A 25,346-nucleotide genomic window follows, 5' to 3' on the forward strand; every position below is an offset into this window, starting at 1 on the left:
TCGTCAGTGGGCCGCCTTGAAGACGGCCACCGTGCGCGCCGGGACGGTGAACTTCCCGGTGGGGCGGGCGTATGAGGCGGACCGCACGGTGCGGTCCGCGCCGTGTGCCTGCACCGGGTGCAGGGTGTACGCCGTGCCCGCCAGGTCCGGCACCGTCTGGGACCGGCTGTCCGGGGTGGCGTTGAAGACCACCACCAGGTTGCCGAGTCGCATGGTGATCACGCCGGGGGTCTCGTCCTTGCCGGAGAGCGGGAAGGCGAGGGCCGACTGGACCTGGCCTGCCGTGGCGAGGCTGAAGGCCGGTTCGGTGGTGCGGATCTTCAGCAGGTCCTGGTAGGCGGCGGAGGTCTCCGGCATGGTGGCGCAGCCGGCCGGCTTCACCGTGTCGAGCAGCGGCTTGGCGTACGGCCACTTGGCCTGGTTGTCGGCGGCCGGGGGCAGCCCGCGGCCGAAGCCGTTGCCGTCCCGGCAGTCCCAGTGGACGGCGTTGAACCAGTCGCCGCTGTCGAAGGAGTTGCGGTCCAGGGACTTGGAGCGCAGCAGATCCGTACCGGCCTGGGAGAGCGACGGCCCCTGGGCGAGTGCCGCCGTGGCCATGGCGAGCACCTGCATACGGGATCGGTCGGCGGCGCCGGTCGACTTGGGGAGTTTGAAGGTGAGTGCGTCGTAGAGGGATTCGTTGTCGTGGGCGTCGGCGTAGGAGAGCGCGTCGCCGGGAGCTGCCGCGTATCCGGCCGGGGCGCCGTTGTAGTCGATGTCCGAGCCCTTGACCTTCGCGCCGGATGAGTCGGTGAAGGTGTAGGCGGCGAGGTTGCCGGTGAGGCCGACCTTGATCAGGTCCTGGTAGTGCAGCAGTCGGGCCTTCTGTTCCGCGGGGGTGCCGTTGGCGGTCGAGCCGTTGGGGTCGGTGTAGAGGCCGGAGGCGAAGCCCTGGACGCCGGGGTCCTCGTCGAAGGGGCTGCCGCCGCGGATCGCGTCGCGTGAGCGGTCGGAGAAAGTGGCTATGCCGGTGCCGGCCATGTTCTGCTGGGTGGCCTGGACGAACCGGGCGTCGTTGGCGACCTCGCCGAAGTTCCAGCCCTCGCCGTAGAGGATGATCTTCTTTCCGTCCACGCCGTCCTTGGCGGGGGTCAGGGCGTCGAGTGCCTTGCGGACGGCCAGGATGTTGGCCTTGGGGTGGTGGCCCATGAGGTCGAAGCGGAAGCCGTCGACCTTGTACTGCTTGGCCCAGGTGACGATCGAGTCGACGACCAGTTTGCCCATCATGGTGTTCTCGGGCGCGGTGTTCGCGCAGCAGGTGGAGGTGGCCACCGTGCCGTCGTCCAGGAGCCGCTGGTAGTAGCCCGGGACGATCTTGTCGAGGATGGACTTGTCGGCCTGGCCGCTGGCCACCGTGTGGTTGTAGACCACGTCCATGACGGTCCGCAGGCCGGCCCCGTTGATGCCCTGGACCATCTGCCGGAACTCGACGGTGCGGCGGGTGCCGTTGGGGTCGCTGGCGTAGGAGCCTTCGGGAACCGTGTAGTGCAGGGGGTCGTAGCCCCAGTTGAAGGCGTCCTTGGCGGCGGCCTCGGCCACGCAGGCCTGCTGGGACTCGGAGTCGGGTGCGTACACCTTCAGGTCGCAGGTGGGTACCGACTGCTCGGACTTCTTCTCCGGGATCGTGCCGATGTCGAAGGCCGGCAGCAGGTGGACGTAGGAAGTGCCGGACGAGGCGAGCTGCGCCAGGTGCCGCATCCCGTCGGAGTTCTTGTCGGTGAAGGCCAGGTACTCGCCGGGGTGCTTGGACGTGGGGTCGGCGATCGAGAAGTCGCGGATCTGCAACTCCTGGATCTCGGCGTCGCGGAGCGGCACCGCGGCGGGCTTCTTCAGGGTGGACCAGCCCTTGGGCGCGAGCGCGGGGTCGCTGAGGTCGACGACCAGGCTGCGGGCCGAGTCGGTGGTCAGTGCGGTGGAGTAGGGGTCGGTGACCTTGTTGGTGACCAGCTTCTGGACGCTCGGCGCCCACACCTTGACGACGTAGCGGTACGGCTTCCCGGTCCAGCTGCGACTGCCGGTGACCGACCAGATCCCGCTGGCGGGGTTCCGCTTCATGCGGACGGTCCTGCCGTCGAGTTCGAGGGAGACCGAGTGGGCGGTCGGCGCCCAGACGGACAGGGTGGGCCGGCCGTGGTGGAAGACCGGGCCGAGGGATGCGTTGGCGGCGGCCGGGCTGTACAGGTCGTCGAGCACGCCCTGGGTCTGCACCCCGGTGGCGGAGAGCAGGGCGCCGTTGGCCGCGCGCTGGGTGGCGATGAGCTGCCCCTTCAGCGATGCGCGGACCCTGTCCCGGTCCCGCTGGTCGACGGTGAACGCCGGGTAGTCCTTGAGGTGCGGGTACTTGGTCTTCTGCGCGTCGGTCAGCGCGGAGGGTTCGAGCCGCAGCCACCGGCCCTCGTCGGAGAGGGCGCCGTCGACGGTCCGGATGCCGCCGTCGGGTGCGTACACCAACTGCTCGCTGGTGGCGGCGGTCGCCTTCACCTTCCAGACCACGGTGTCGCGGTCGATCCACTGCGCCTCGGCCTTGGTGAGGTCCAGGGTGGGCACGGCGCCGGTCTGCGGCAACAGGTACTTCTGCTGCCCGCCGAGCAGCCATACCTCATGGCCGTAGGTGGCCAGGTCCAGGGACTGGTCGGTGGGCAGGTCCTTCTCGTCGCCCTTGTGGATGATGTAGCTGAGCGCGGTGGCGCCGGCCGCGAGCGGTACCTCGAAGGTCACGCCGGATGCGTCCTTCTTCACCGGCTGCAGCGGCTTGGACCAGTCGGTGGGGTCGGCGGCGCCGGTCCAGGTGTGCAGGCCCCAGCCGTCGTAGTCGCCGTCGGCGCGGTAGTAGTGCAGGACCGCCTTGGTCGTGTCCTGCGGCGGGTAGGCGCCGTCCGGGGCCGTGTCGCTCTGTGCGTCGGAGCCCTGAGCGATCCAGACCTCGCCGGTCTTCGCCAGGTCGACGGAGCGCTGCGGTCCGTCCGCCGTACCGTTCTTCTCGACGGTGTACGGAACGGAGTCGGCGCCCTCGGGGACCTTCACCCAGGCGAACGCGCCGTAGGCGTCGCGGCCGGTGAAGCCGGCGGTGCTGTCGCCGGATTTCAGCTGTACCCCGTCGTAGTCCTGGTCGGTGCGCCGGTAGTGCACGACCGCGTAGTCGCGCTCGACGGCCACCGGTTTCGCGGGCGGCGGGGCCTGGCCCGCGGTAGTGGTCGCGCGTGCGCTCGCGGTGCGGCCCGCGCTGTCGATCACCACGGCCTTGTAGCGCAGGGCGGTTCCCGCGGTGACCTTGTCGTCCAGATACTGGGTGACCTTGTACGGCGGGTGGTCGGCGGAGCCGAGCGTCTGCCACCTGCCGGTGCCGGTCTGAGCGGCGAAGACGACCCGGTTGAGTTGTCCGCCGGCCGGGTCCGCGCTGATCTCCACAGTGCCGGTGGCGCCGGCGGCCGGGGCCCTGAGGGTGAGCGAGGGCCTGGTGGCGGGCCTGGAGAGGGGCTTGGCCGCTTCGAGCACGAGCGAGGAGAGGGCGGGCACGGTGACCGTGATCTTCCGGTCGGCGCCGCTGTGGACGGTGCCGGAACCGCCGTACAGCACCCGGTAGTTCATGCTCGCCGAGCCGACCGGGAGTTCGACGGTCTTGGCGGTGGTGGCGTTGTTCACCGCGACCACGTCCTCGTCGAGCCGCTTGGTGTCGGTCCGCGAGAAGGCGTAGACGGAGTCCGCCGCGTACCGCTCGGTCTGCACACCGTCGCGCAGGGCGGGGTGCTCCTTGGTGAGTTTCGACAGGGCGGCGATCTGCCGGTAGAGCGGATGCGTCGGGTCGTAGGCGTCGGAGGCCTGGGTCCGGTCGGTGCCCAGTTCGTCGTCGTCGAGGTAGTCGGCGGTCTTCGAGGCGAACATGGTCTGCCGGGCGTCCTTGTCGCCGCCGGCGCCGGTGAAGCCCTGTTCGTCGCCGTAGTAGACGACCGGGTTGCCCCGGGAGAAGAACATCAGGTCGTTGGCCAGCTCGTCGCGCTTCAGCAGCTCGGCGTCGTCGGCCTTGGGATTGTCCTGGGCGATGAACGAGCCGATGCGCCCCATGTCGTGGTTGCCGAGGAAGGTCACCTGCTCGTAGGCGTTGGCCTTGTCGGTCGTGTACTTGTAGTCGTCGGCGAAGACCGAGGCCAGCTTCGATGCGGGTGCCCCCTGCGAGGCGTACTGCCGGGCCGCGTCCTGGAACGGGAAGTCGAGCGTCGCGTCGAGCCGTCCCCGGGTCACGTAGGGCGAGGTGACCGAGGTGTCCGAGGAGTAGGTCTCGCCGAAGAGGAAGAAGCGGGGGCGGCCGTGCTTGGCCGCGTAGGCGTCGAGGGCGGTGGCCCACTGGGTCCAGAAGTCCAGGTCGACGTTCTTGACCGTGTCGATCCGGAAGCCGTCGATGTCGAAGTCGCGGACCCACTTCTCGTAGATCTGCTCCATGCCGTGGACCACTTCGGGCCGCTCGGTCCACAGATCGTCGAGTCCGGAGAAGTCGCCGTACTCGGCGCTCTCGCCGGCGAAGGTGGAGTCGCCCCGGTTGTGGTACATCGTGGGGTCGTTGAGCCAGGCGGGCACCTTCTGCTCGCCGGGCTGCTGCCCCACCATGGGCGTGTACGGGAACGAGCCCGCGTCGACTTCGCCCATGCCGGTGCGGTCGTCGAAGGGCCGTCCGTCCGTGTCCAGATACGGGTACGCGCCCTTGGAGCGGTAGCCGTACTGCTGCTCGGCGTAGTCGACGGTGTCGGCGGTGTGGTTGGTGATGACGTCGAAGAAGACCTTCATGCCCTTGGCGTGGGCCACTGCGATCAGCTTCGTCAGGTCCGCGTTGGTGCCGAAGTGCGGGTCGACCTGGGTGAAGTCGGTGATCCAGTAACCGTGATAGCCGGCCGAGGCGTCCTTTCCCGTGCCCTGCACCGGGCGGTTCTTGAAGATCGGCGCCATCCAGATGGCGGTCGTCCCGAGCCCCTTGATGTAGTCCAGCCTCTTGGTGAGCCCCTTGAGGTCCCCGCCCTGGTAGAAGCCCTTGTCGGTGGGGTCGTAACCGGTCTGGAGCCGCGAGCCGGTGAGCCCTCCCCGGTCGTTGGCGGTGTCTCCGTTGGCGAAGCGGTCCGGCATGACGAAGTAGAACTGCTCACGCGTGGCGTCGTGCCGTGCGGGTACGGAGGCAAGCTTGGCGTCCGAAGGCGGCGCGGGCGCCTGGGCGGCAGCCGCCGACGGTATGGCCGGCGCGAGCGCCGCGCAGAGCGCGAACACCACGGCGGCTGCGATTCTTCGCAGGGACGGGCTCACGGAAGGGCTCTCCTCGGTAGGGCGGCAAGGCGCCGTGTCCCGGCCGAGTTGCCGCCGGGTCCGGACTGAATTTCCTTGCTGCAAGAATGCAAGGCCGTTGCGCAGCAGACCGTACGAGCAGCCGACCCACCGGTCAACCCTTTCGGCAGGACCTGTGGTTCCTGGTCGGCACAGCTTGCGCAAGTTATTGCAGAAGGGTGCTGTGGCACGCTAGATTCGGCGCACGCAGAGAGGTCCCGGGGCCATCTCCCCGCCGGCCCGACCTGGGCGGGCCCCGGGGCCTTCTGCTGCGTTCCGCTCCCGCGAGCCGGCCGGTCAGGCCGCCCGGCGGGCCGTGGAGCCCCGCACCACCAGTTCCGGCTGGAAGACGAACTCGGTGCGCTGGACCGGGTTTCCGCCGATCTCCTCGAGCAGTGCGCCCACCGCCGCCGCCGCCATCGCCTGCACCGGCTGACGCACGGTGGTGAGCGGCGGGTTGGTGAAGGCGATGAGCTGCGAGTCGTCGAAGCCGACCACCGAGATGTCGTCGGGCACGTCGAGACCGCGTTCCCTGGCCGCCCGCACCACGCCGAGTGCCATCAGGTCGCTGCCGCAGACGATGCCGGTGCACCCCTGGTCGAAGAGCTCGCCGGCCGCCGCCTGGCCGCCCTCGACGTTGAACAGGGTGTGCCGGATGAGGACTTCGGCCTCCTCGCGGGGCTGCCCCAGATGGGCTGCCACCGCGTCGATGAAGCCGTCGCGTTTGCGGCGGGTGGGTACGTAGCGCGGCGGGCCGACCGCCAGGCCGATCCGGCGGTGGCCGAGATCGGCGAGGTGGCGCACCGCCATGTGGACCGCCGCATGGTCGTCGGGCGACACGAAGGGGGCGCTGATCCGCTCGTTGTAGCCGTTGATCAGCACGAACGGCACCCCGCGTTCCGTCAGCCCGGCGTACCTGGCGGGGTCCGACGCGGTGTCGGCGTGCAGCCCGGAGAGGAACACGATGCCGCCCACGCCGCGCTCCACCAGCTGCTCGACGAGTTCGTCCTCGGTCGCGCCGCCCGGTATCTGGGTGCAGAGGACCGGCGTGTAGCCCTGCCCGGCCAGACCCTGCTCGACGGCCTGCGCGAAGGCCGGGAAGATCGGGTTGGTGAGTTCCGGGGTGACCAGACCGATCAGGCCGGCGCTGCGCTGCCGCAGCCGGAGCGGGCGCTCGTAGCCCAGCACGTCGAGCGCCGCGAGCACCCGCTGGCGCGTGGTGTCCGCGACGCCCGGCTTGCCGTTGAGCACCCGGCTGACCGTGGCCTCGCTGACGGCGGCCTGGGCCGCGATGTGCGCCAGCCGGGGAGGCGCCGTCACACCGCCCACCAGACGGTGGCGTCCGGGGGGAGTACGAACTCCGCGCCGCCTGCCGTCACTTCGGCGCTGGCGAGCACGGCCCGGCCGGGCGCCGGGATGCGTACCGCATCGCCCGTCGTGTTGACCGTGCAGACGAAGCCGGGACGGGCGAAGGCCAGCACGCCTGCGGGCAGGCCGGGCTGCCAGTCGACCCGGTCTCCCGCGCCCAGTCCGGGCAGCTCCCGGCGCAGCGCCAGCGCGCTGCGGTACAGCTCCAGGGTGGAGTCGGGGTCGCCGGTCTGCGCCTCGACGCTGAGACCCGACCAGCTGTCGGGCTGCGGGAGCCAGCTGCCGCCCGCGCCGAAGCCGTACGAGGATCCGGTGGTGGTCCAGGGGATCGGGACCCGGCAGCCGTCCCGGAAGCCGTCCTGGCCGGCGGCGCGGAAGAACGACGGGTCCTGGCGCACCTCGTCGGGCAGGTCGGTGACATCGGGCAGGCCGAGTTCCTCGCCCTGGTAGACGTACGCCGAGCCGGGCAGCGCCAGCATCAGCAGGGTGGCCGCGCGGGCGCGGCGCAGCCCGAGTTCGCGGTCGCCCGGGGTGCGGATCTGGGTGCCGCCGGGCGGGTTGGCGAAGCGGGTCGCGTGCCGGGTGACGTCGTGGTTGGAGAGCACCCAGGTGGCGGGGGCGCCGACCGGGCGCATCGCGGCCAGCGAGACGTCGATGACCTCGCGCAGCCGGTCGGCGTCCCAGGGGGTGCCCAGGTACTGGAAGTTGAAGGCCTGGTGCAGTTCGTCGGGGCGGACGTAGTTCGCGGTCCGCTCGACGGTCGGGGTCCAGGCTTCGGCGACGGCTATCCGCTCGCCGGGGTACTCGTCGAGGATCCGGCGCCAGGAGCGGTAGATCTGGTGGACGCCGTCCTGGTCGAAGAAGGGCATGACATCGTTGCCGAGGAGCTTGAGCTGTTCGGTGCCGCCGATGTCGGGCAGCCCTGCCGCCTTGACCAGGCCGTGTGCCACGTCGACCCGGAAGCCGTCGACGCCCATGTCGAGCCAGAACCGCAGGATGGAGCGGAACTCGTCGGCGACGGCCGGGTTCTCCCAGTTGAGGTCGGGCTGTTCGGGGGCGAAGAGGTGCAGGTACCAGGCCCCGTCCGGGGTGCGGGTCCAGGCAGGCCCGCCGAAGATGGACTCCCAGTCGTTGGGCGGGAGTTCGCCGTTCTCGCCCTTGCCTTCGCGGAAGTGGTAGCGGTCGCGCAGCGGCGAGGCGGGGCCGTCGGCGAGGGCCCGCTTGAACCATTCGTACTGGTCCGACGAGTGGTTGGGCACCACGTCGGTGATGACCCGCAGGCCCAGCTCATGGGCGTCGCGGATCAGGGCGTCGGCGTCGAGCAGGGTGCCGAACATCGGGTCGATGGCCCGGTAGTCGGCGACGTCGTAACCGGCGTCGGCCTGCGGTGACGCGTAGAAGGGGGAGAGCCAGACGGCGTCGACGCCGAGGTCGCGCAGGTACGGGAGCCGGCTGCGTACACCTTCGAGGTCGCCCATGCCGTCACCGTTGGCGTCGGCGAAGCTGCGCGGATAGACCTGGTAGATCACCGCGTCCCGCCACCATCCGGTGTGGGTGCCGGGCGTGGAGTGGCCGGTGGGAGCAGCGAGGTGCTGGGTCATGTCATCCCTTGGAGTACGGGGTGGGGGCAGATGAGTGGTGGTGCGTGCGAGTCGAGGGCGGGTCAGGACTTCGCGGCGCCGGCCGCCAGTCCGCTGACCAGGTGGCGCTGGACCAGGTAGAAGAAGACCGCCGCGGGCAGCGCGATGAGCACCGAGGTGGCCGCCATCAGGTTCCACTGGGTGTCGTGCTCGCTGATGTACGTCTGCAGGCCGACGGCCAGCGTGTACTTGTCCGAGCTGAGCATGAAGGTGGAGGCGAAGGCGACCTCGGCCCAGGCGGTCAGGAAGGTGTAGAAGGCGGCGACCGCGAGGCCGGGCCTGGCCAGCGGGAGAATCAGCCGGTAGAAGGTGCCGAAGGGGGTGAGCCCGTCGACCCGGCCGGCCTCGTCGATCTCCATGGGGATGGTGTCGAAGTAGCCCTTGAGCAGCCAGGCGCAGTACGGCACGGCGGTGGTGCAGTAGGCCAGGATCAGCGCCCAGTAGGTGTCGAGCAGACCGAGGTTGGCGAGGATGTTGTAGAGCGGCACGATCAGGATCGCGATGGGGAACATCTGGGTGACCAGGAAGGTCCACATCAGCTGGCGGTGGCCGGGGAAGCGCATCCGGGACACCGCGTAGCCGGAGCTGGCCGCGATGAACACGCCGAGCACGGTGGTACCGAGCGAGACGATCACGGAGTTGGCGAACCACTTGAGGAAGTCGGTGTGTTCGAGAACGAACGAGTAGTTCGAAAGGCTCATCTTGCCCGCGATGGCGCCCGGGTGCAGGAAGTCGGTCTTGTCCGGGCCGAGCGAGATCCAGCCGATCCAGATCACCGGGAAGGCCGCGATGAAGCTGGCGAGGATCAGGCCGCCGTGCAGCAGGGCGGATGCGGCCCTGCTGCGCTCTCCGCGTTGCAGGGGCACCCGGCCGGTGCGGGTCTTCGGTGCGGCGGTTGCCGGGGCGGCCGTGCGGCCGGCGGTGGTGACGCTCATCGGGGTGCCTGCCTTCTCGTCGTGGGTCGCTGCGTTCACCGGAGGACTGCCTGTTCGCCGCGGGCCTGCCAGCGCCGGTAGAAGGTGGCGAACACGATGAGCATGGAGAGGACGAGTACGCCGTAGGTCGCCGCGCCCGCGTAGTCGCGGGGGGTCTGGCCGAAGCCGAGCCGGTAGGCCCAGGTGATGAGGATCTGGGTGTCCTCGCCGCCGGTGGCACCGAACAGCAGGAAGATCACGTTGAACTGGTTGAACGTCCAGATGGTGCCGAGCAGGATCACCGTGGCGCTGACCGGGCGCAGGCCCGGCAGGGTGATGTGGCGGAAGCGCTGCCAGGGGGTGGCGCCGTCCATCTCGGCCGCCTCGTACAGTTCGGCGGGCACCGCCTGCAGGCCGCCGAGCAGCGACAGCATCATGAAGGGCACCCCGACCCAGGTGTTGACCCCGATGGCGGCGACGCGCTGCCAGGTGGTGTCGCTCAGCCAGCCCGGTTCGGGCAGGTGCATGGCGCCCAACACGGTGTTCAGGATGCCGCCGTCGTCGGCGAGGATCAGCCGCCAGGAGAAGACGGTGACGAAGGTGGGGACGGCCCACGGCAGGATGAGCAGAATTCGGTAGACGGTGCGGCCGCGCATCTTGCGGTTGAGCATCATGGCGAGCGAGAGCCCGATGCCGTAGTGCAGCGTCACGCAGGCCGCGGTCCAGAAGATCGTCCAGACGAAGTGCGGCCAGAACTGGCCGTCGGCGCCGGACAGGATCTCCTGGTAGTGCTGGAGGCCGACCCACTTGAACGAGTCGGGGATGTGGTTGACGCCGATGGTGCGCCCGACGTTCTCACTGGTGGCGTCCGTGAAGGTGAGGTAGATGCCGCGGATCAGCGGGATGAGCACCAGCGCGACGAGGACGAGGACGACCGGGGCCACCATGGCCCAGGCGTACCAATGCTTGTTGTACGACTTCTTGATCCGGCCGATCGGGCCGGACCGGCCCCGGCCGGCCCCGCCCTGAACGGACCCGCCCTGCACGGCGACGGTCATCTTGGACACCTTCTCGAGTCTGCTGCTCTGCTGCTTCTGCTTGCGCTGCCGCGTGGCGGCGGCACTCCGAGCCGGACGCCCGCCCGCCCCGGTCCGGAACCGGGGCGGGCGGGCCGGTCGACGGTCAGTCGGTGAAGTCCGGCAGGAGCTTCTTGTAGCTCTTGGCGGTGGCGTCCAGACCGCTCTGCACGCTGGACTTGCCCTGCAGGATCTCCGTGTAGTTGGTCAGCAGGTCCGCGTAGAGCGAGCTGTACTCGGGCAGCGCCGGGCGGGCCTTGCCGTTCTTGAGCAGCGCCTGGAACTCCGAGACGCCCGGCTCCTTCTGGACGGCCGGGGTGACGGCGTCCGAGCGGGTCGGCAGCGTGCCGTTCTTGAGGGTGATCTCCGTCTGGGTGGCGGCGGAGGTCATGAAGCCGATGAACTTCTCCGAGGCCTTCAGGTGCTGGGCGTCCTGACCGGCGTAGGCGACCAGGTTGTGGCCGCCGAGCGGGGCGCCCGCCGTGCCGGTGGAGCCGGCCGGGACCGGGGCGATCCCCAGGTTGGCGGGGTCCTTGAAGGCCGCGCCCTTGTAGATATTCGTCAGTTCCCAGGGGCCCTGGACGATCATCGCGACCTTGCCGTTGACGAAGGCGTCCTGCATGTTCGCGTACTTGTTGGCGGTCACGTCGAGCTTGTGCACACCCGGCGCGTGCAGGAGGTCCTTGGCCTCGGTGACGGCCTTGACCGCGGGGGCGCTGTTGACCGTGATCTTCTTGGCTCCGGCGTCGACCATGTCGGTGCCCTCGCCGTACAGGAACGGCATCAGGTAGTACGAGTCGTCGTGCAGCCAGAAGCCCTCGGCGTCGGTCTTGGACTCGACGGCCTTGGCGACGGCCTTCACCTCGGCGAGGGTCGTCGGCGCCTTGTCGTAACCGGCCTTCTTCAGCAGGTCCTTGTTCCAGAGCAGCCCGAGGGTGTCGGTGACCAGCGGAACACCGTACTGCTTGCCGTCGACCTGGGCCTGCTTCAGCAGCGTCGGGTCGATCCCGCCGGCGGACGCGACCGCGGGGGTGCCGTCCAGCGGGGCCAGGAACTGCGACTTCACGAAGCCCGGCGTCCAGCCGACGTCGGAGCGCATGACGTCAGGGGCGCCCTTGCTGCCGGCCGCGGTGGTGAACTTGTTCTGCGCCGTGTCGAACGGGACGTTGACGTAGGTGACCTTGATGTCCGGGTTGGCCTTCTCGAACTTCTTGACGAGTGCCTTGTAGGTCGGGCCTTCGTTCGTCGCGTTCGAGGTGTCCCACCAGGTGATGGTGACAGGTCCGTCGGACTTGCCGCTGCCGCTGTCGCCGCCGCAAGCCGTCGCCGCGAGCGCCAGGGTCGCTACCAGAGCGGTGGCCGCTATGCCACGTCGCATGTGAACTCCTTCAACAGGTGCCGCTCCATCACGGCGCCGGGTTGTCGAGGAACGTAACAAGGATGAAAGAAGACCGAAAGACCTTGCGGAGATTTTCTGCAAGAAGCGGTCTTCGTTATCGCAGCGTGTCCGCACGGTTGCCGTAGCGACCCTTGTCAACCTGGGCTCCGAACACCAGGAAGTATCACCGACGGGGCGGCAATCAGTTCCGCAAGCTCTTGCAAGGCTGGTAATTTCGGAGTCAGCCAGCGTTGATCCCGTACGTGCATGCCTTCCGAAGGGGACCACCCATGACGCAGGAGCTCACCACCACAGCTGCCGCGCCCGCACCCGTACCGGCACCGGCGCCCGCAGGCCGGGCCGGATGGTGGCGGGACGCCGTGATCTACCAGGTCTATGTGCGGTCCTTCGCGGACAGCGACGGTGACGGCATCGGCGACCTGCGCGGCATCCGGGACCGGCTGCCGTATCTCGCGGGCCTGGGCGTGGACGCGGTCTGGCTCACCCCCTTCTACGCGTCGCCGCAGGCGGACGGCGGCTACGACGTCGCGGACTACCGGGCCGTCGACCCGCTCTTCGGTGACCTCACCGATGCGGAGGAGCTGGTACGGACCGCACATGAGCTCGGACTGCGGGTGATCGTGGATGTCGTTCCCAACCACACCTCGGACCGGCACGTCTGGTTCGAAGCGGCACTGGCCGGCGGCCCCGAGCGGGCGCGCTACCACTTCCACCCGGGAAGGGGTGAAAACGGCGAACTCCCCCCGAATGACTGGGAGTCGGTGTTCGGTGGGCCGGCCTGGACGCGCACCACGGCGGGTGACTGGTACCTCCACCTCTTCGCCCCCCAGCAGCCCGACCTCAACTGGGACAGCCCCGAGGTCCGCGAGGAGTTCGACGCGGTGCTGCGCTTCTGGCTGGACCTCGGCGTCGACGGCTTCCGCGTCGACGTCGCGCACGGCATGGTCAAGGCCGCGGGGCTGCCGGACATCGGCGCCCGCGAGCAGGCGAAGATGATCGGCTCGCAGACGCTGCCCTTCTTCGACCAGGACGGTGTGCACGAGATCCACCGCTCCTGGCGTCGCCTGCTCGACTCCTACCCGGGGGAACGCATCGGGGTCGCCGAGGCATGGGCCCCGTCCGCCGGGCGGCTGGCGCTGTACGTGCGCCCCGACGAACTGCACCAGGCCTTCAACTTCCAGTTCCTCCGGTGTCCCTGGGACGCGACCGCGATGCGCGCGGTGATCGACGAATCGCTGGCCGCCACCGCGTCCGTCGGCGCGCCCACCACCTGGGTGCTGTCCAACCACGACGTCGTACGCCATGTGACGCGGTACGGCGGCGGCGCCACCGGTCTGCGCCGGGCCCGCGCCGCCGCGCTGCTGATGCTGGCGCTGCCCGGATCGACGTACATCTACCAGGGCGACGAACTGGGGCTGCCCGAGGTCACCGATCTGCCCGACGAACTCCGCCAGGACCCGTCCTTCTTCCGGACCGCCGGGCAGGAGGGTCTCAGGGACGGCTGCCGGGTGCCGATCCCGTGGACCGAGGACGGCCCCTCGTACGGCTTCGGGCCCGGACCGGGATGGCTGCCGCAGCCGACGAGCTGGCGCAGCCGTTCCGTCGCGGCACAGTCCGGTGACCCGGACTCCACGCTCGAGCTGTACCGCGGCGCGCTGGCGCTGCGGCGCCGCCTGGCCGGCCTGGCGGCGGGACCGATGCGGTGGCTCGAAGCCCCCGACGGCGTACTGGCCTTCGGCCGTCCGGGCCTGGTCTGCACGCTCAACACCCTTGCCACGGCGGCCGAACTGCCCACCCCGGGCAAGCCGCTGCTCGCCACGTCGGCGCCCGTCGTCGCCGGTGATTCGGTGCGCATTCCCGGCGATTCCTGCACCTGGTGGGCAATCTGACATGCGCCCGGTACAGTCCAGTCCCATGACCGCACGGCTTGCCGACATCGCATCCCAGGCGGGGGTCAGTGAAGCGACGGTCAGCCGGGTGCTCAACGGCAAACCGGGGGTCGCGGCGGCCACCCGCGAATCCGTACTCGCGGCACTCGACGTGCTCGGCTACGAGCGTCCCGTGCGGCTGCGTCAGCGCAGCGCGGGGCTCGTCGGGCTGATCACCCCGGAGCTGGAGAACCCCATTTTCCCGGCGCTGGCCCAGGTCATCGGTCAGGCCCTGACCCGTCAGGGGTACACCCCGGTGCTCGCCACCCAGACCCCGGGCGGCTCCACCGAGGACGAGCTCACCGAGATGCTGGTGGACCGCGGGGTCTCGGGCATCATCTTCGTGTCCGGGCTGCACGCGGACACCACGGCCGACATGCAGCGGTACGAGAAGCTGCGCGCCCAGGGCGTTCCGTACGTCCTGGTGAACGGTTTCTCGCCGAAGGTGCAGGCACCGTTCATCTCTCCCGACGACCGGGCCGCGATGCGGCTGGCGGTCACCCACCTCGCCTCGCTGGGTCATACCAGGATCGGTCTCGCACTCGGCCCCCGGCGGTTCGTGCCGGTACTGCGCAAGATAGAGGGCTTCCAGGCCGCGATGCAGGACCGGTTCGGTCTCGCTCCGGCCGAGAGCGAGAAGCTGATCCAGCATTCCCTCTACACCCTGGAGGGCGGCCAGGCCGCCGCGTCCGCGCTGATCTCGGCCGGCTGCACGGCCGTGGTGTGTGCCAGCGACATGATGGCGCTCGGCGCGATACGGGCCGCCCGGCAGCTGGGACTCGACGTGCCGCGCGACATCTCGGTGGTGGGTTTCGACGACTCCCCACTGATAGCGTTCACCGACCCGCCCATGACGACCATCAGGCAGCCGGTCACCGCCATGGGGCAGGCCGCTGTCCGCGCCCTCCTCGAAGAGGTCGGCGGCACGCCCGCGCCGCACAGCGAATTCGTCTTCATGACGGAGCTCGTGGTCCGTGGTTCGACCGCTTCGGGCCCAGGATCCGATTCCGGGGCCGTGTCGCGTACTTCGTAAAGGCAAGCCGCTCAACATGACCCACGGACCCCGTACGTCCTACATCCACCGGCTCCGGTCTCCCGGACGGCCGCGCATCTGGCTCGAAGTGCTGCTGACCGCGGTGAGCTACTGGACGTATTCGCTGATCCGCAACGCCGTGCCGGAGCAGAGGGCGGCGGCGCTGCGCAACGCGGACTGGGTCTGGCGCACCGAACACGCGCTGGGCATCGCGGTCGAACAGAGCATCAATCACACGATGAACTCGGTGACCTGGCTGATCGTCACCATGAACTACTACTACGCGACGCTCCACTTCATCATGACGATCGGCGTCCTGATCTGGCTGTTCCGCTCCCACCCCGGCCGCTATGCGGCGGCCCGTCTGGCCCTGTTCGCCACGACGTCGGTGGCCCTCGTCGGCTACTACCTGTTCCCGCTGGCCCCGCCCCGGCTGATGAACGGCGGCCACTTCGTCGACACGGTCCTGGTGCACCACACCTGGGGCTCGATGGCCTCGGGCGACCTGAAGAACATGTCCAACCAGTACGCGGCGATGCCCTCCATGCACATCGGCTGGTCACTCTGGTGCGGGCTGATCATCTTCGCCCTGGCGGCCACGCCGTGGGTGAAGGTCCTCGGCCTCCTGTACCCGGCGACGACCCTGCTGGTGATCGTGTCCACCGCCAACCACTTCTGGCTGGACGCGGTGGGCGGGGTGCTGTGCCTGTCCTTCGGGGTGGCGCTCTCGTACGGGTGGTACGCGGCACTGCCGTATCGCCTGCCACGGCTGCCGGGATCGCCGGGCCCACGGGTCGCTGCCGCCGGCGACCGGGTCGGCCGGAGGCCGGCAGCGGCCCCTTCGGGGCCGTCCGGCTGAGCGGAGCGGGGGCAGGGCGGACCGCGGTGAACTCCGCTCACCCTGCCCCGTAGAAGCGCTCCTCCATCACGCCCCGGGCCCTGCGCGTCACCCTCCGGTAGTCGTCGAGCATGTCGCCCAGATGCCCCGCCTCGTACCCCAGATAGCGCCCCACCGCGGCCAGCTCCCGCCCGTCCGGCGGAAACGTGTCGCTGGGCCGTCCCCGCACCAGCATCACCGCGTTCCGTACCCGGGATGCCAGTACCCACGCCTCGTCCAGCGTCTGAGCGTCCTCCGTGGGGAGCAGGCCGGCCGCGTGGGCCGCCGCCAGGGCGGTGCGGGTGCGGGTGGTGCGCAGGCCGGGGACCTCCCAGCCGTGCTGCATCTGCAACAACTGCACCGTCCACTCGACATCGCTCAGCCCGCCGCGCCCCAGCTTGGCGTTCAGCGTCGGGTCCGCGCCGCGCGGCATCCGTTCGGACTCCATGCGGGCCTTGAGCCGGCGGATCTCCCGTACCGCCTCGTCACCGAGCCCCTCGGCCGGATAGCGCAGCGGATCGATCAGTTCGACGAAACTGCGGCCCAGTTCGTCGTCGCCCGCCATCGGCTCGGCGCGCAGCAGCGCCTGGCTCTCCCAGACCTGTGACCAGCGCCGGTAGTAGGCGGCGTAGGAGGAGAGGGTGCGCACCAGCGGCCCGGTCTTGCCCTCGGGGCGCAGATCGGCGTCGATCAGCAGCGGGGGGTCGGCGGTCGGCAGCTGCAGCAGCCTGCGCATCTCCTCGACCACCGCGTTCGCCGCTCGGCCCGCCTCCTGGTCGTCCACGCCCTCCCTCGGTGCGTGCACGAAGAGGACGTCCGCGTCCGAGCCGTAACTCACCTCGTGACCGCCGAAGCGGCCCATGCCGATGACCGCGAACCTGGTCGGCAGGCTGTCGCCCCACCGGGCGCGTACGGCGGCCCGCAGCGCGCCCGCGAGGGTGGCGGCGTTCAGGTCGGTGACGGCGTGGCCGACCCGGTCCACCAGAGCGCCGTGGTCCGCCTCGGCGGGGCTCTCCTCGGTGCCGTACGAGCCGATGAGGTCCGCGGCGGCCGTACGGAAGAGTTCCCGGCGGCGCACCCCGCGCGCCGAGGCGACCGCCCCCTCGGGTGTCTCCGCCCGGCCGACGGCTGACATCACCTCCTGCTCCAGATGCTCCCGGCTGCGCGGCACGAGTCCCCCGCTCGCGCCGAGCAGCGCGACCGCCTCGGGGGCGCGCAGCAGCAGGTCGGGGGCGAGCCGGCCACCCGACAGCACCCTGGCGAGGTTCTCCGCGGCGGCGCCCTCGTCCCGCAGCAACCGCAGGTACCAGGGGGTCTTGCCCAGCGCGTCGGACACCTTGCGGAAACCGAGCAGACCGGCGTCCGGGTCGGCGGAGTCGGCGAACCAGCCGAGCAGCACCGGCAGCAGGGTGCGCTGGATCGCGGCCTTCCTCGACACCCCGGACGACAGCGCCTCCAGATGGCGCAGTGCGGCAACCGGATCGGCGTAACCGAGCGCTTCGAGGCGCTGTCCCGCCGCCTTGGGGCTGAGCCTGATCTCGCCGGGCGCCAGTTGGGCGACGGCGTCGAGCAGCGGCCGGTAGAAGAGCTTCTCGTGCAGTCGCCGCACCACGGTTCCGTGCCGCTTCCACGCCTTGGTGAGCTCGGTGACCGGGTCCGTACGCATCCCCATCGAGCGCCCGAGCCGGCGCAGATCCGCCTCGTCGTCCGGTACGAGGTGGGTGCGCCGGAGCTTGTAGAGCTGGATGCGGTGCTCCATGGCGCGCAGGAAGCGGTAGGCCTCGTCGAGTTGGGCGGCGTCGGCGCGGCCCACATACCCGCCGGTCGCCAGGGCGTCCAGCGCGTCCAGCGTGTTCCCGCTGCGCAGGGTGGCGTCGCTGCGGCCGTGCACCAGCTGCAGCAGCTGGACGGCGAACTCCACATCGCGCAGGCCCCCGGGTCCGAGCTTCAGCTCGCGCTCGACGAGGGCCGGGGGGATGTTGTCGACGACCCGGCGGCGCATCTTCTGGGCGTCCGCCACGAAGTTCTCCCGCTCGGCCGCCTGCCAGACCAGCGGCCTGACCGCCTCCGTGTACTCCTTGCCGAGCGCGACGTCGCCGGCCACGGCCCGTGCCTTGAGCAGCGCCTGGAACTCCCAGGTCTTGGCCCACCGCTCGTAGTAGGCGAGGTGGCTCGACAGCGTACGCACCAGCGGTCCGTTGCGGCCCTCGGGTCGGAGGTTGGCGTCCACCGGCCAGATGGTGCCCTCGATGTTCGTTTCGGAGCAGATCCGCATCAGGTGCGCGGCGAGGCGGGTGGCGGCCTGCATCGCCTTGGTCTCGGCGTCCGCGTCGGCGGGTTCGGCGACGAAGATCACGTCCACGTCGGACACGTAGTTCAGCTCGTGTCCCCCGCACTTGCCCATCGCCACCACCGCGAGCCGGCACAGCGCGGCGTCCTCCGGTGCGGCGGCCGACGCGATCGCCAGGGCGGCGCGCAGCGTGGCCGTCGCCAGATCGGCGAGTTCGGCGGCGGTCTGCCTGACGTCGGTGGTGCCGCACACGTCGCGGGCCGCGATGGCCAGCAGGCACCGCCGGTAGGCGATCCGCAGGGTCACCGCGTCGGTGGCGCCCGCGAGCCCGCGCTCGAACTCGGGCAGGCCGGGATGCAGGTCGGTCTGCTCGTACGTGACGAGCGCGTGCCAGTCGTGCGGATGCCGCGCCAGGTGGTCCCCGAGCGCCTCGGAGGCCCCGAGCACCCCGAGCAGCCGGTCCCGCAGCGGCTTGGCCGCCACCAGCGTGTCCAGCAGGGTGTGCCGTTCCTCCGGCTGCTGTGCCTCGACCATCCGCACCAGCCCGAGCAGCGCCAGATCGGGGTCCGCGGTCGCCCCCAGCGCGTCGAACAGCACCGGATCATTGCGTATGGCCGAGAGTTCCGGAACGTCGAGGAGCCGCTCGGCGGCCGCCGGATCGGTGAAACCGTGCCGCAGCAACCGCGTGAACGTACTGCCCCTGCGCCCGGACACCGTCATGCCGCCCTACCTTCTTCAGTCCGGTCTCCGAGAATATCCGGATCAGCTGGGAGCGGCCTCGCCAAGGCACGCGCAGCACGACGGACGTCATCGTGCGGGGGGCCGCCATCTGGTGCCCGAACCGCTTCCCCGGCGCACACTGGAAGAGCCGGTCGACGGGCGGCAGCCCCCGTACCTTCCCCCGTTCTTCACCCCGGCGGGTCTTCCCGCTTCGGCTCCTTCTCCCTACTCTCACGGTGCACCGCCCCCGTCACTCCCCCACCGGAGGTATCCCGTGCGCAGAAGGATCCTGCCCCGCCCCGCCATGGGACGCGGATTCCGTACCGTGGTCGCGTCCGCTCTCGGCCTCACCACCGCGTCCATCGGCCTCTGGGCCGGTCCGGGCAGCGCGTCGGCCGCGGACGCCGCAGGCACCGTACCGACCCCCGACCATGTGATCGTGGTGGTCTTCGAGAACCATGGATACGACCAGGTCATCGGCAGCTCCAACGCCCCCTACATCAACTCGCTGAAGTCCGGCGGCGCCAACCTCACGGACTCCCACGGCGAGACGCACCCGAGCCAGCCGAACTACTTCGCGCTCTTCTCCGGTTCCACCCAGGGCATCACGGACGACTCGTGCTACACGCCCGCCTTCAGCTCCGCGCCCAACCTCGCCTCCGAGCTCACCGCGGCCGGCAAGAGCTGGGCCAGCTACAACGAGTCGCTCCCGAGCCAGGGCTCGACCGTATGCAGCAGCGGCGAGTACGCCCAGAAACACAACCCGTGGTTCGGCTTCAGCAACGTGCCGACCTCGTCGGCACACACCTTCGGCCAGTTCCCCTCCGACTACTCGAAACTGCCGCAGGTCTCCTTCGTCACCCCGAACCTCTGCAGCGACATGCACGACTGCTCGGTCCGCACGGGCGACACCTGGCTGAAGGACAATCTCGGCGCCTACGCGACGTGGGCGAAGACCCACAACAGCCTGCTCGCGATCACCTTCGACGAGGACAACGGGACGGGCAGCAACAAGATCCCGACCGTTCTGTACGGCCAGCAAGTGGCCCCCGGGTCCTCGTCGTCGGTCACCTATCACCACTACGACCTGCTGCGCACCATCGAGGACATGTACGGCACCTCGCACGCCGGCCAGGCCGCGAACGCCACCGACATCACGGGCGTCTGGGCCTCCTGACCTGCCTACCGGTGCCGCATGCCCGCGTAGCAACAGGCGCGGTGCCGTCGTGGCCGAGGCTGACAACGCCAGGGCCCGGCCTACCCGCCGAACGGCCGGGCCAGCAGCAGTTCCGTGTTGTGGTCCGCCGCCGCGCCCAGCTTCGCGGTCGGCGTCGCGTACGGGTCGTTGAAGGACAGCTCGCGGTAGAGGGCTGCCAGTCCGGCCTCGGAGGTGTCGCCGAAGTCGGTGGTGTACGGGGCGGCGGACTCCACCAGGGTGGTGAACAGGGAAAGCGTTCCGTCGGTGTTGTCGGCGACCTCGATGATGCGGGCGTGCTGCGGGAAGTCGACGTGGGAGGCGGTGTTGATCTCCCAGAAGGCACGTTCGGGGACGGTGTGACCGTGCGGGGTGATCAGGTTGGCGTGGGTGTGGCCGTTCACCCACGCGACGACGTTGGGGTAGCGCTGCAGCAGGGCGACCAGTTCGGTGCCGGTGTGGCGGGCTTCGAAGATGTTGTCCGGGTCGGGCAGGGTGTTGCCCATGGTGGTGCTGGTGTGGTGGCTGAACAGGATCACCAACTGGTCCTGCGAACCGCGGCGTACGACGTGGCCGTCGGCGTCGTACCAGTGGGTGCTGTACGCCTGGAGGACGGACTCCAGCCAGTGCAGTTGCGCCGTGCCGATCGAACCGTCCGCCCAGCCGGCCCGGTTGGTGGTGTCCAGGCTGATGCCCAGCACACCGTCGGAGACGGGGAAGGTGTAGTACAGCTTGCCGCTGGAGGCGGCGGCCGGGGTGAAACCGTGGCCGACCGGGCCAGGACCCGTGTGTGCGGGGTCCAGGTGCGCCTTGGCGAACTGCTTGGGTGTGAAGGGCGCGCGGCGGGCGTCCGGGGTAACGCGGCGGACCGGGCCGCCGGCCAGCAGTCGGGCGAGCAGCAGGGCGGCCTGCGCCGGGTCGTGCAGGATGGCGTCGGCCAGTTTTGCGGCGGTGGCGTCGTCGACACCCTCGATCTTGCGGTCGCCCGTGTACAGGGAGTTCAGCAGGCCGAGATCGGGCAGCGTGCCCTCGATGCTGTCGTCGTGGTTGCCGACCGTGGTGTACCAGGGTGTCCGGAGACCGGGCGCGGTGAAGGGCCGGCCGGAGGCCGACAGGAAGCCGGGGACCTGCGGGAAGCCGGCCTTCTTGTAGTCGTCGAGGAACGCGGACTCCGGGTTCCAGTAGCCGGTGGAGCCGGAGTTCTGGACGCCCTCGTAGCGGTCCGGGTCGCCGGTGTTCGGGGTGATGCTGCCGCCGCTCATCACCGACAGGTACCAGTCGAGCTCGACCAGTTCGTGGTTGTCGGTGTTGTCGCCGGTCGCCATGACCAGGGAGAAGGGGCGGCCGGTGTACGGGCCGCCCGCCAGGGCGTTGACACGCTCCACCAGCGAGGCCGCGCCGCGCACGGTGAGCGCTTCGTGCGGCCGGTAGGCGGAGTCGATGGCGCGGGCCAGGTACTCGAAGCGCACCGGGGACTCGGTGTCGGCCAGATGCAGGTCGGTGAACTGGACGAATGACGCGAGCCCGGTGCGCCGGGCGTCCCGACCGGTGCTGCCCGCCGCGAGCTCGGTCCGTACGACCAAGGGCCAGCCCGGCCCGGCGGCCAGCCGGCGGTACGAGCCCGTGCCGGTCGGTGCGGCGGCCTGCTCCAGCGTGGTGCCCGCGGTCCGGACCGCCCTGGCAGCGGTGCCGGCCACCGCGCGGTCCCGCTCCGCGGCGGACGCGAACCGGCCGTCGGCCAGGGTCAGTGCCGTTGCGGCGGCCACGGCTGATGTACCGGTGACGAACTGGCGTCTGCTGTAGGGGCGCATGCCGGATCTCCTGGGGGTGAGGCGAGCGTGCGGGCTGTGTGCGCCGACCGCACAGCCGTCGGCGCACACAGATGTATTACCAGTCGGTAATACCCAACCGCCAGAGTGCGGCGTCCCGTTGGTGGCCGCCGAGCAGCTAGTTGCGCCAGGTGTCGCTCACCGACACCGTGCCGCCCGAGGAGACGGTGGCCGTACGGTTCGCGCCTGATTCCCAGGTGACGTTTCCACTCGCGTCCTTGCGGATGTACTTGTACTCGAAGGAGGTGCCGGCGGCCATCGGCACGGTCAGCTTCCAGACCGGGTAGCTCGCCGAGGACAGCAGCAGGGCCTTGCCGGTGTCCCAGTTGCCGAGGGCGGAGTTGTTGCCGGTGACGTAGATGTTCTGGCCCATCACGGTGGTGGCGTTCACCGCGAAGGAGGCGCCGCTCGCCGGATCGGTGGTGCCGCCGCCGTTTCCGGACCCCGTGCCGGCGCAGGAGCTCGCGGCGTAGAGGGCGACCGCGTCGTTGGAGCCGATGCTGGCGGTGAACGTGCCGTCGGAGCCGACCGTGTACGTCGTGCCGCTGTGCTCGACGTCGCAGTAGGTGCCGCCGGGCAGGGAGGTGTCGAAGCTGCGGGTCAGTGAGCTGCCTTCATGGTTGATCGCCACGAAGCCCTTGCTGCCGCGGCCGAAGGCGATGGCGTTGCTGCCGTCGGACCACCAGTTGGTGACCCCGGTGCCGGAGACCGCGTTGCGGAAGCCGACCATGTTGGCGATCTGCGGCCAGGCGTGCTGGCACTTCCAGCCGTCGCTGTAACAGGCGTTGACGGTGCCGCCGTTGGGCGGGCCCGCGTCGTTGTTGGAGAACTCGTACCCGGAGTAGACATTGGGCGAGCCGTACGGCCAGGCCAGCATGAAGACGTTGGCCAGGGTGTAGGTGGCGTTGTCCTTGTAGCTGAGGGTGGAGCCGTTGCGTTCGGTGTCCCAGTTGTTCACGAAGGTGCGGCTCTTGTCACTGGCCAGGTAACCCGCGCCCCAGGACTGGCCCCAGTTGCTGAGGGAGGACAGCTTCTCGCTGCCGAAGATCCGCTTGAGGTCGTAGGCGCCCTGGAAGGCGTCAACGTCGCCGGTTCCGGTGTACTCGCCCGGCTGGACCGCCTCACCCGCGCCGTAGATGACTTCCTGGGCCCAGTAGATGTTCGGGTCGGAAAGCTTGGACTTGACGGCCGCGAGGTCGGAGGCCGCCATGTGCTTGGCGGCGTCGATGCGGAAACCGTCCACGCCGAGCGAGATCAGGTGGTTCAGGTACGCGGCGATCGTGCCGCGTACGTAGTCGCTGCCGGTGTTCAGGTCGGCCAGGCCGACGAGTTCGCAGTTCTGGACGTTGTTCCGGTCGCCGTAGTTGTTGATGTCGGTGCGGCAGGAGTGGAAGTCCTGGTCCTGGTAGTACCCCGGGTAGTTGTACTTGCTGTAGCTGGTGCCGCCGGTGCCCGTCCCGGAGCCCGACGACATGTGGTTGATGACGGCGTCGGCGACCACCTTCACGCCCGCGCTGTGACAGGTGTTCACCATGTTCCGGAACGAGCTCTCGTCACCGAGCCGTCCCGCGATCTTGTAGCTGACCGGCTGGTACGAGGTCCACCACTGGTCGCCCTGGATGTGCTCGGAGGCCGGGGACACCTCGACGTAGCCGTAGCCGGCCGGGCCGAGGCTGTCGGTGCAGGCCTTGGCCACCGAGTCGTACTTCCACTCGAACAGGGTGGCCGTGACGTCCTTACTGCCCGGCGGCGTCGCCTGCGCGGACTGCTGCGCCGTGAAGCTCAGACCGGTCGCGGCGAGCAGCACCGCCAGTCCGCCGCGTACGGCGCTGCTGCGTATGCCTCTGCTTCTCATGAATGTCATGAGCGGCTCCTTCGGGAAGACGAGCACAGCCCACATGAGGGCCGCGCCCAGGAGCCTCCCGCCGCAGCGATGAACACGTCAAGGTACTTGCAGCAACTTTCAACGAATTGCTGCAACTCTTTTCAGACCTTCGCCGGGAAGACCCCCTCCCCCAGTGGCAACCGTCAGCAAGGCCGGCGCAGACCCTGACGAGGAGCGCAACCAGTCGGCGAACGTCGTAACGGGGGTCCCGATCGGCGACGCGACACTCCGCCCGCGCTGCTCGACCCGGCACTGCGGCGCCGCTGACCCCCGGAGGGGGACGCCGCCCACCTGATGTCGCCCTTCGCCGGCGAGGGCGTCAGCCTCTCCGGCGAAGGGCTCGGTAGCGGTACCGTCAGTCCGTGCCCGACTCCATCGCGGCGCGGTCCAGCAGTTCCTCGTCACCGGAGACCTCGCCCCGCGAGGCGATGGCCTCGGCGCCGCCTTCCGGCATCGTGCCGATCAGACCGGTGGCCGCCGCCTGCGCCGCGCCGACCAACACGGGGTGGGTCGTGCCGACGATGCCGAGGCCGGCGTACTGCTCGAGCCGGGAACGCGAGTCGGCGATGTCGAGGTTGCGCATGGTGAGCTGGCCGATCCGGTCCACCGGGCCGAACGCCGAGTCCTCGGTGCGCTCCATCGACAGCTTGTCCGGGTGATAACTGAACGCCGGTCCTGTGGTGTTGAGGATCGAGTAGTCCTCACCGCGCCGCAGCCGCAGGGTCACCTCGCCGGTGACCGCCGAGCCCACCCAGCGCTGCAGCGACTCGCGGACCATCAGCGCCTGCGGGTCCAGCCAGCGGCCCTCGTACATCAGCCGGCCGAGGCGCCGGCCCTCGCTGTGGTAGTGCGCGAGGGTGTCCTCGTTGTGGATCGCGTTGACGAGGCGCTCGTACGCGGCGTGCAGCAGCGCCATGCCGGGCGCCTCGTAGATGCCGCGGCTCTTCGCCTCGATGATCCGGTTCTCGATCTGGTCCGACATACCCATGCCGTGGCGGCCGCCGATCGTGTTCGCCGCCATCACCAGGTCGATCGGAGAGGCGAACTGCTCGCCGTTGATCGTCACCGGACGGCCCTGGTCGAAGCCGATCGTCACATCCTCGGTGGCGATCTCGACCGAGGGGTCCCAGAACCGCACACCCATGATCGGTTCCACGGTCTCCACGCCGGTGTCGAGGTGCTCCAGCGTCTTGGCCTCGTGGGTGGCGCCCCAGATGTTGGCGTCCGTCGAGTACGCCTTCTCGGTGCTGTCGCGATACGGCAGCCCGTGCGCGACCAGCCACTCCGACATCTCCTTGCGGCCGCCCAGCTCGGAGACGAAGTCGGCGTCGAGCCACGGCTTGTAGATGCGCAGGTGCGGGTTGGCCAGCAGCCCGTAGCGGTAGAACCGCTCGATGTCGTTGCCCTTGAACGTCGAGCCGTCGCCCCAGATCTGCACGTCGTCCTCGAGCATCGCCCGGACCAGCAGGGTCCCGGTGACGGCGCGGCCGAGCGGCGTGGTGTTGAAGTAGGCACGGCCGCCCGAGCGGATGTGGAACGCGCCGCAGGCGAGCGCGGCCAGGCCCTCCTCCACCAGTGCCGCCCGGCAGTCGACCAGGCGCGCGATCTCGGCACCGTAGTTCTTCGCACGGCCGGGCACCGAGGCGATGTCGGGCTCGTCGTACTGGCCGATGTCGGCGGTGTAGGTGCACGGGACGGCACCCTTGTCGCGCATCCACGCGACCGCGACGGAGGTGTCGAGGCCGCCCGAGAAAGCGATGCCGACGCGCTTGCCGGCGGGCAGGGAGGTGAGAACCTTAGACATAGGAAGATAATGCACTCAAACGCATGATTATGCAAACCTGGCCTG

Annotated in this window: 14 protein-coding genes; 4 read left to right on the forward strand and 10 right to left on the reverse strand. The window is 69.8% G+C overall.

Annotation, left to right across the window (positions count from 1 at the left end; all coding sequences use genetic code 11):
• Window positions 1-3 precede the first annotated feature (3 nt).
• From pulA to AB0436_RS01995, 6 genes are all read right to left on the reverse strand, one after another.
• Window positions 4-5,292, reverse strand: coding sequence for a pullulanase-type alpha-1,6-glucosidase (gene pulA / locus AB0436_RS01970; protein ID WP_366466121.1), 5,289 nt, complete (start codon window positions 5,290-5,292; stop codon window positions 4-6).
• A gap of 348 nt (window positions 5,293-5,640) precedes the next feature.
• Entirely contained in the window at window positions 5,641-6,663 is a 1,023-nt protein-coding gene (locus AB0436_RS01975; protein WP_366465682.1) for a LacI family DNA-binding transcriptional regulator, read from the reverse strand.
• On the reverse strand, window positions 6,660-8,312 hold the full coding sequence (locus AB0436_RS01980; protein WP_366465683.1) for a glycoside hydrolase family 13 protein: 1,653 nt from the start codon (window positions 8,310-8,312) through the stop codon (window positions 6,660-6,662). The genes AB0436_RS01975 and AB0436_RS01980 overlap by 4 nt, the downstream gene beginning before the upstream one ends.
• Before the next feature lie 62 nt (window positions 8,313-8,374).
• On the reverse strand, window positions 8,375-9,286 hold the full coding sequence (locus AB0436_RS01985) for a carbohydrate ABC transporter permease (protein ID WP_366466122.1): 912 nt from the start codon (window positions 9,284-9,286) through the stop codon (window positions 8,375-8,377).
• Between the two features lie 35 nt (window positions 9,287-9,321).
• Entirely contained in the window at window positions 9,322-10,323 is a 1,002-nt protein-coding gene (locus AB0436_RS01990) for a sugar ABC transporter permease (protein ID WP_366466123.1), read from the reverse strand.
• Between the two features lie 124 nt (window positions 10,324-10,447).
• Window positions 10,448-11,719 (reverse strand): extracellular solute-binding protein, encoded by a 1,272-nt coding sequence (locus AB0436_RS01995; protein ID WP_366465684.1) that lies wholly within the window; start codon window positions 11,717-11,719, stop codon window positions 10,448-10,450.
• A gap of 290 nt (window positions 11,720-12,009) precedes the next feature.
• Between AB0436_RS01995 and AB0436_RS02000 the strand changes: the two genes are divergently transcribed.
• The 3 genes from AB0436_RS02000 to AB0436_RS02010 are packed head-to-tail and all read left to right on the forward strand — an operon-like array spanning window position 12,010 to window position 15,560.
• The gene (locus tag AB0436_RS02000) at window positions 12,010-13,629 is read left to right on the forward strand and encodes a glycoside hydrolase family 13 protein (RefSeq protein WP_366465685.1); all 1,620 of its coding nucleotides are present in this window, start codon (window positions 12,010-12,012) and stop codon (window positions 13,627-13,629) included.
• Window positions 13,630-13,654: 25 nt separating this feature from the next.
• Complete coding sequence (locus tag AB0436_RS02005; RefSeq protein ID WP_366465686.1) at window positions 13,655-14,701, forward strand: LacI family DNA-binding transcriptional regulator; 1,047 nt, start codon at window positions 13,655-13,657, stop codon at window positions 14,699-14,701.
• A 16-nt stretch (window positions 14,702-14,717) separates the two neighbouring features.
• Window positions 14,718-15,560: a phosphatase PAP2 family protein gene (locus AB0436_RS02010; RefSeq protein ID WP_366465687.1), complete on the forward strand. Its 843-nt coding sequence runs from the start codon at window positions 14,718-14,720 to the stop codon at window positions 15,558-15,560.
• A 37-nt stretch (window positions 15,561-15,597) separates the two neighbouring features.
• Here AB0436_RS02010 and AB0436_RS02015 read toward each other — a convergent pair whose 3' ends face one another.
• Complete coding sequence (locus AB0436_RS02015) at window positions 15,598-18,588, reverse strand: bifunctional [glutamine synthetase] adenylyltransferase/[glutamine synthetase]-adenylyl-L-tyrosine phosphorylase (protein WP_366465688.1); 2,991 nt, start codon at window positions 18,586-18,588, stop codon at window positions 15,598-15,600.
• Between the two features lie 304 nt (window positions 18,589-18,892).
• Here AB0436_RS02015 and AB0436_RS02020 point away from each other — a divergent pair, with 304 nt between their 5' ends.
• Window positions 18,893-19,765: an alkaline phosphatase family protein gene (locus AB0436_RS02020; RefSeq protein WP_366466125.1), complete on the forward strand. Its 873-nt coding sequence runs from the start codon at window positions 18,893-18,895 to the stop codon at window positions 19,763-19,765.
• An 80-nt stretch (window positions 19,766-19,845) separates the two neighbouring features.
• Here the strand turns inward: AB0436_RS02020 and AB0436_RS02025 are convergent, their stop codons facing one another.
• From AB0436_RS02025 to argG, 3 genes are all read right to left on the reverse strand, one after another.
• Entirely contained in the window at window positions 19,846-21,594 is a 1,749-nt protein-coding gene (locus tag AB0436_RS02025) for a TIGR03767 family metallophosphoesterase (RefSeq protein ID WP_366465689.1), read from the reverse strand.
• Window positions 21,595-21,730: 136 nt separating this feature from the next.
• Window positions 21,731-23,467 (reverse strand): carbohydrate-binding module family 20 domain-containing protein, encoded by a 1,737-nt coding sequence (locus AB0436_RS02030; RefSeq protein ID WP_366466127.1) that lies wholly within the window; start codon window positions 23,465-23,467, stop codon window positions 21,731-21,733.
• A 385-nt stretch (window positions 23,468-23,852) separates the two neighbouring features.
• A complete protein-coding gene (argG, locus tag AB0436_RS02035; protein WP_366465690.1) occupies window positions 23,853-25,301 on the reverse strand; it encodes an argininosuccinate synthase in 1,449 nt (482 codons plus the stop codon).
• Window positions 25,302-25,346: the final 45 nt, after the last annotated feature.

Source organism: Streptomyces sp. NPDC051322 (assembly GCF_040689485.1).
Classification (GTDB): Bacteria; Actinomycetota; Actinomycetes; order Streptomycetales; family Streptomycetaceae; genus Streptomyces.

Excerpts from the sequence above, each read along its gene's own strand:
- AB0436_RS01980 (WP_366465683.1), bottom strand. The coding sequence starts at position 8,312 with ATGACCCAGCACCTCGCTGCTCCCACCGGCCACTCCACGCCCGGCACC.
- AB0436_RS01985 (WP_366466122.1), bottom strand. The coding sequence starts at position 9,286 with ATGAGCGTCACCACCGCCGGCCGCACGGCCGCCCCGGCAACCGCCGCA.
- AB0436_RS01990 (WP_366466123.1), bottom strand. The coding sequence starts at position 10,323 with ATGACCGTCGCCGTGCAGGGCGGGTCCGTTCAGGGCGGGGCCGGCCGG.
- AB0436_RS01995 (WP_366465684.1), bottom strand. The coding sequence starts at position 11,719 with ATGCGACGTGGCATAGCGGCCACCGCTCTGGTAGCGACCCTGGCGCTC.
- AB0436_RS02000 (WP_366465685.1), top strand. The coding sequence starts at position 12,010 with ATGACGCAGGAGCTCACCACCACAGCTGCCGCGCCCGCACCCGTACCG.
- AB0436_RS02005 (WP_366465686.1), top strand. The coding sequence starts at position 13,655 with ATGACCGCACGGCTTGCCGACATCGCATCCCAGGCGGGGGTCAGTGAA.
- AB0436_RS02010 (WP_366465687.1), top strand. The coding sequence starts at position 14,718 with ATGACCCACGGACCCCGTACGTCCTACATCCACCGGCTCCGGTCTCCC.
- AB0436_RS02015 (WP_366465688.1), bottom strand. The coding sequence starts at position 18,588 with ATGACGGTGTCCGGGCGCAGGGGCAGTACGTTCACGCGGTTGCTGCGG.
- AB0436_RS02020 (WP_366466125.1), top strand. The coding sequence starts at position 18,893 with ATGGGACGCGGATTCCGTACCGTGGTCGCGTCCGCTCTCGGCCTCACC.
- AB0436_RS02025 (WP_366465689.1), bottom strand. The coding sequence starts at position 21,594 with ATGCGCCCCTACAGCAGACGCCAGTTCGTCACCGGTACATCAGCCGTG.
- AB0436_RS02030 (WP_366466127.1), bottom strand. The coding sequence starts at position 23,467 with ATGAGAAGCAGAGGCATACGCAGCAGCGCCGTACGCGGCGGACTGGCG.
- argG (WP_366465690.1), bottom strand. The coding sequence starts at position 25,301 with ATGTCTAAGGTTCTCACCTCCCTGCCCGCCGGCAAGCGCGTCGGCATC.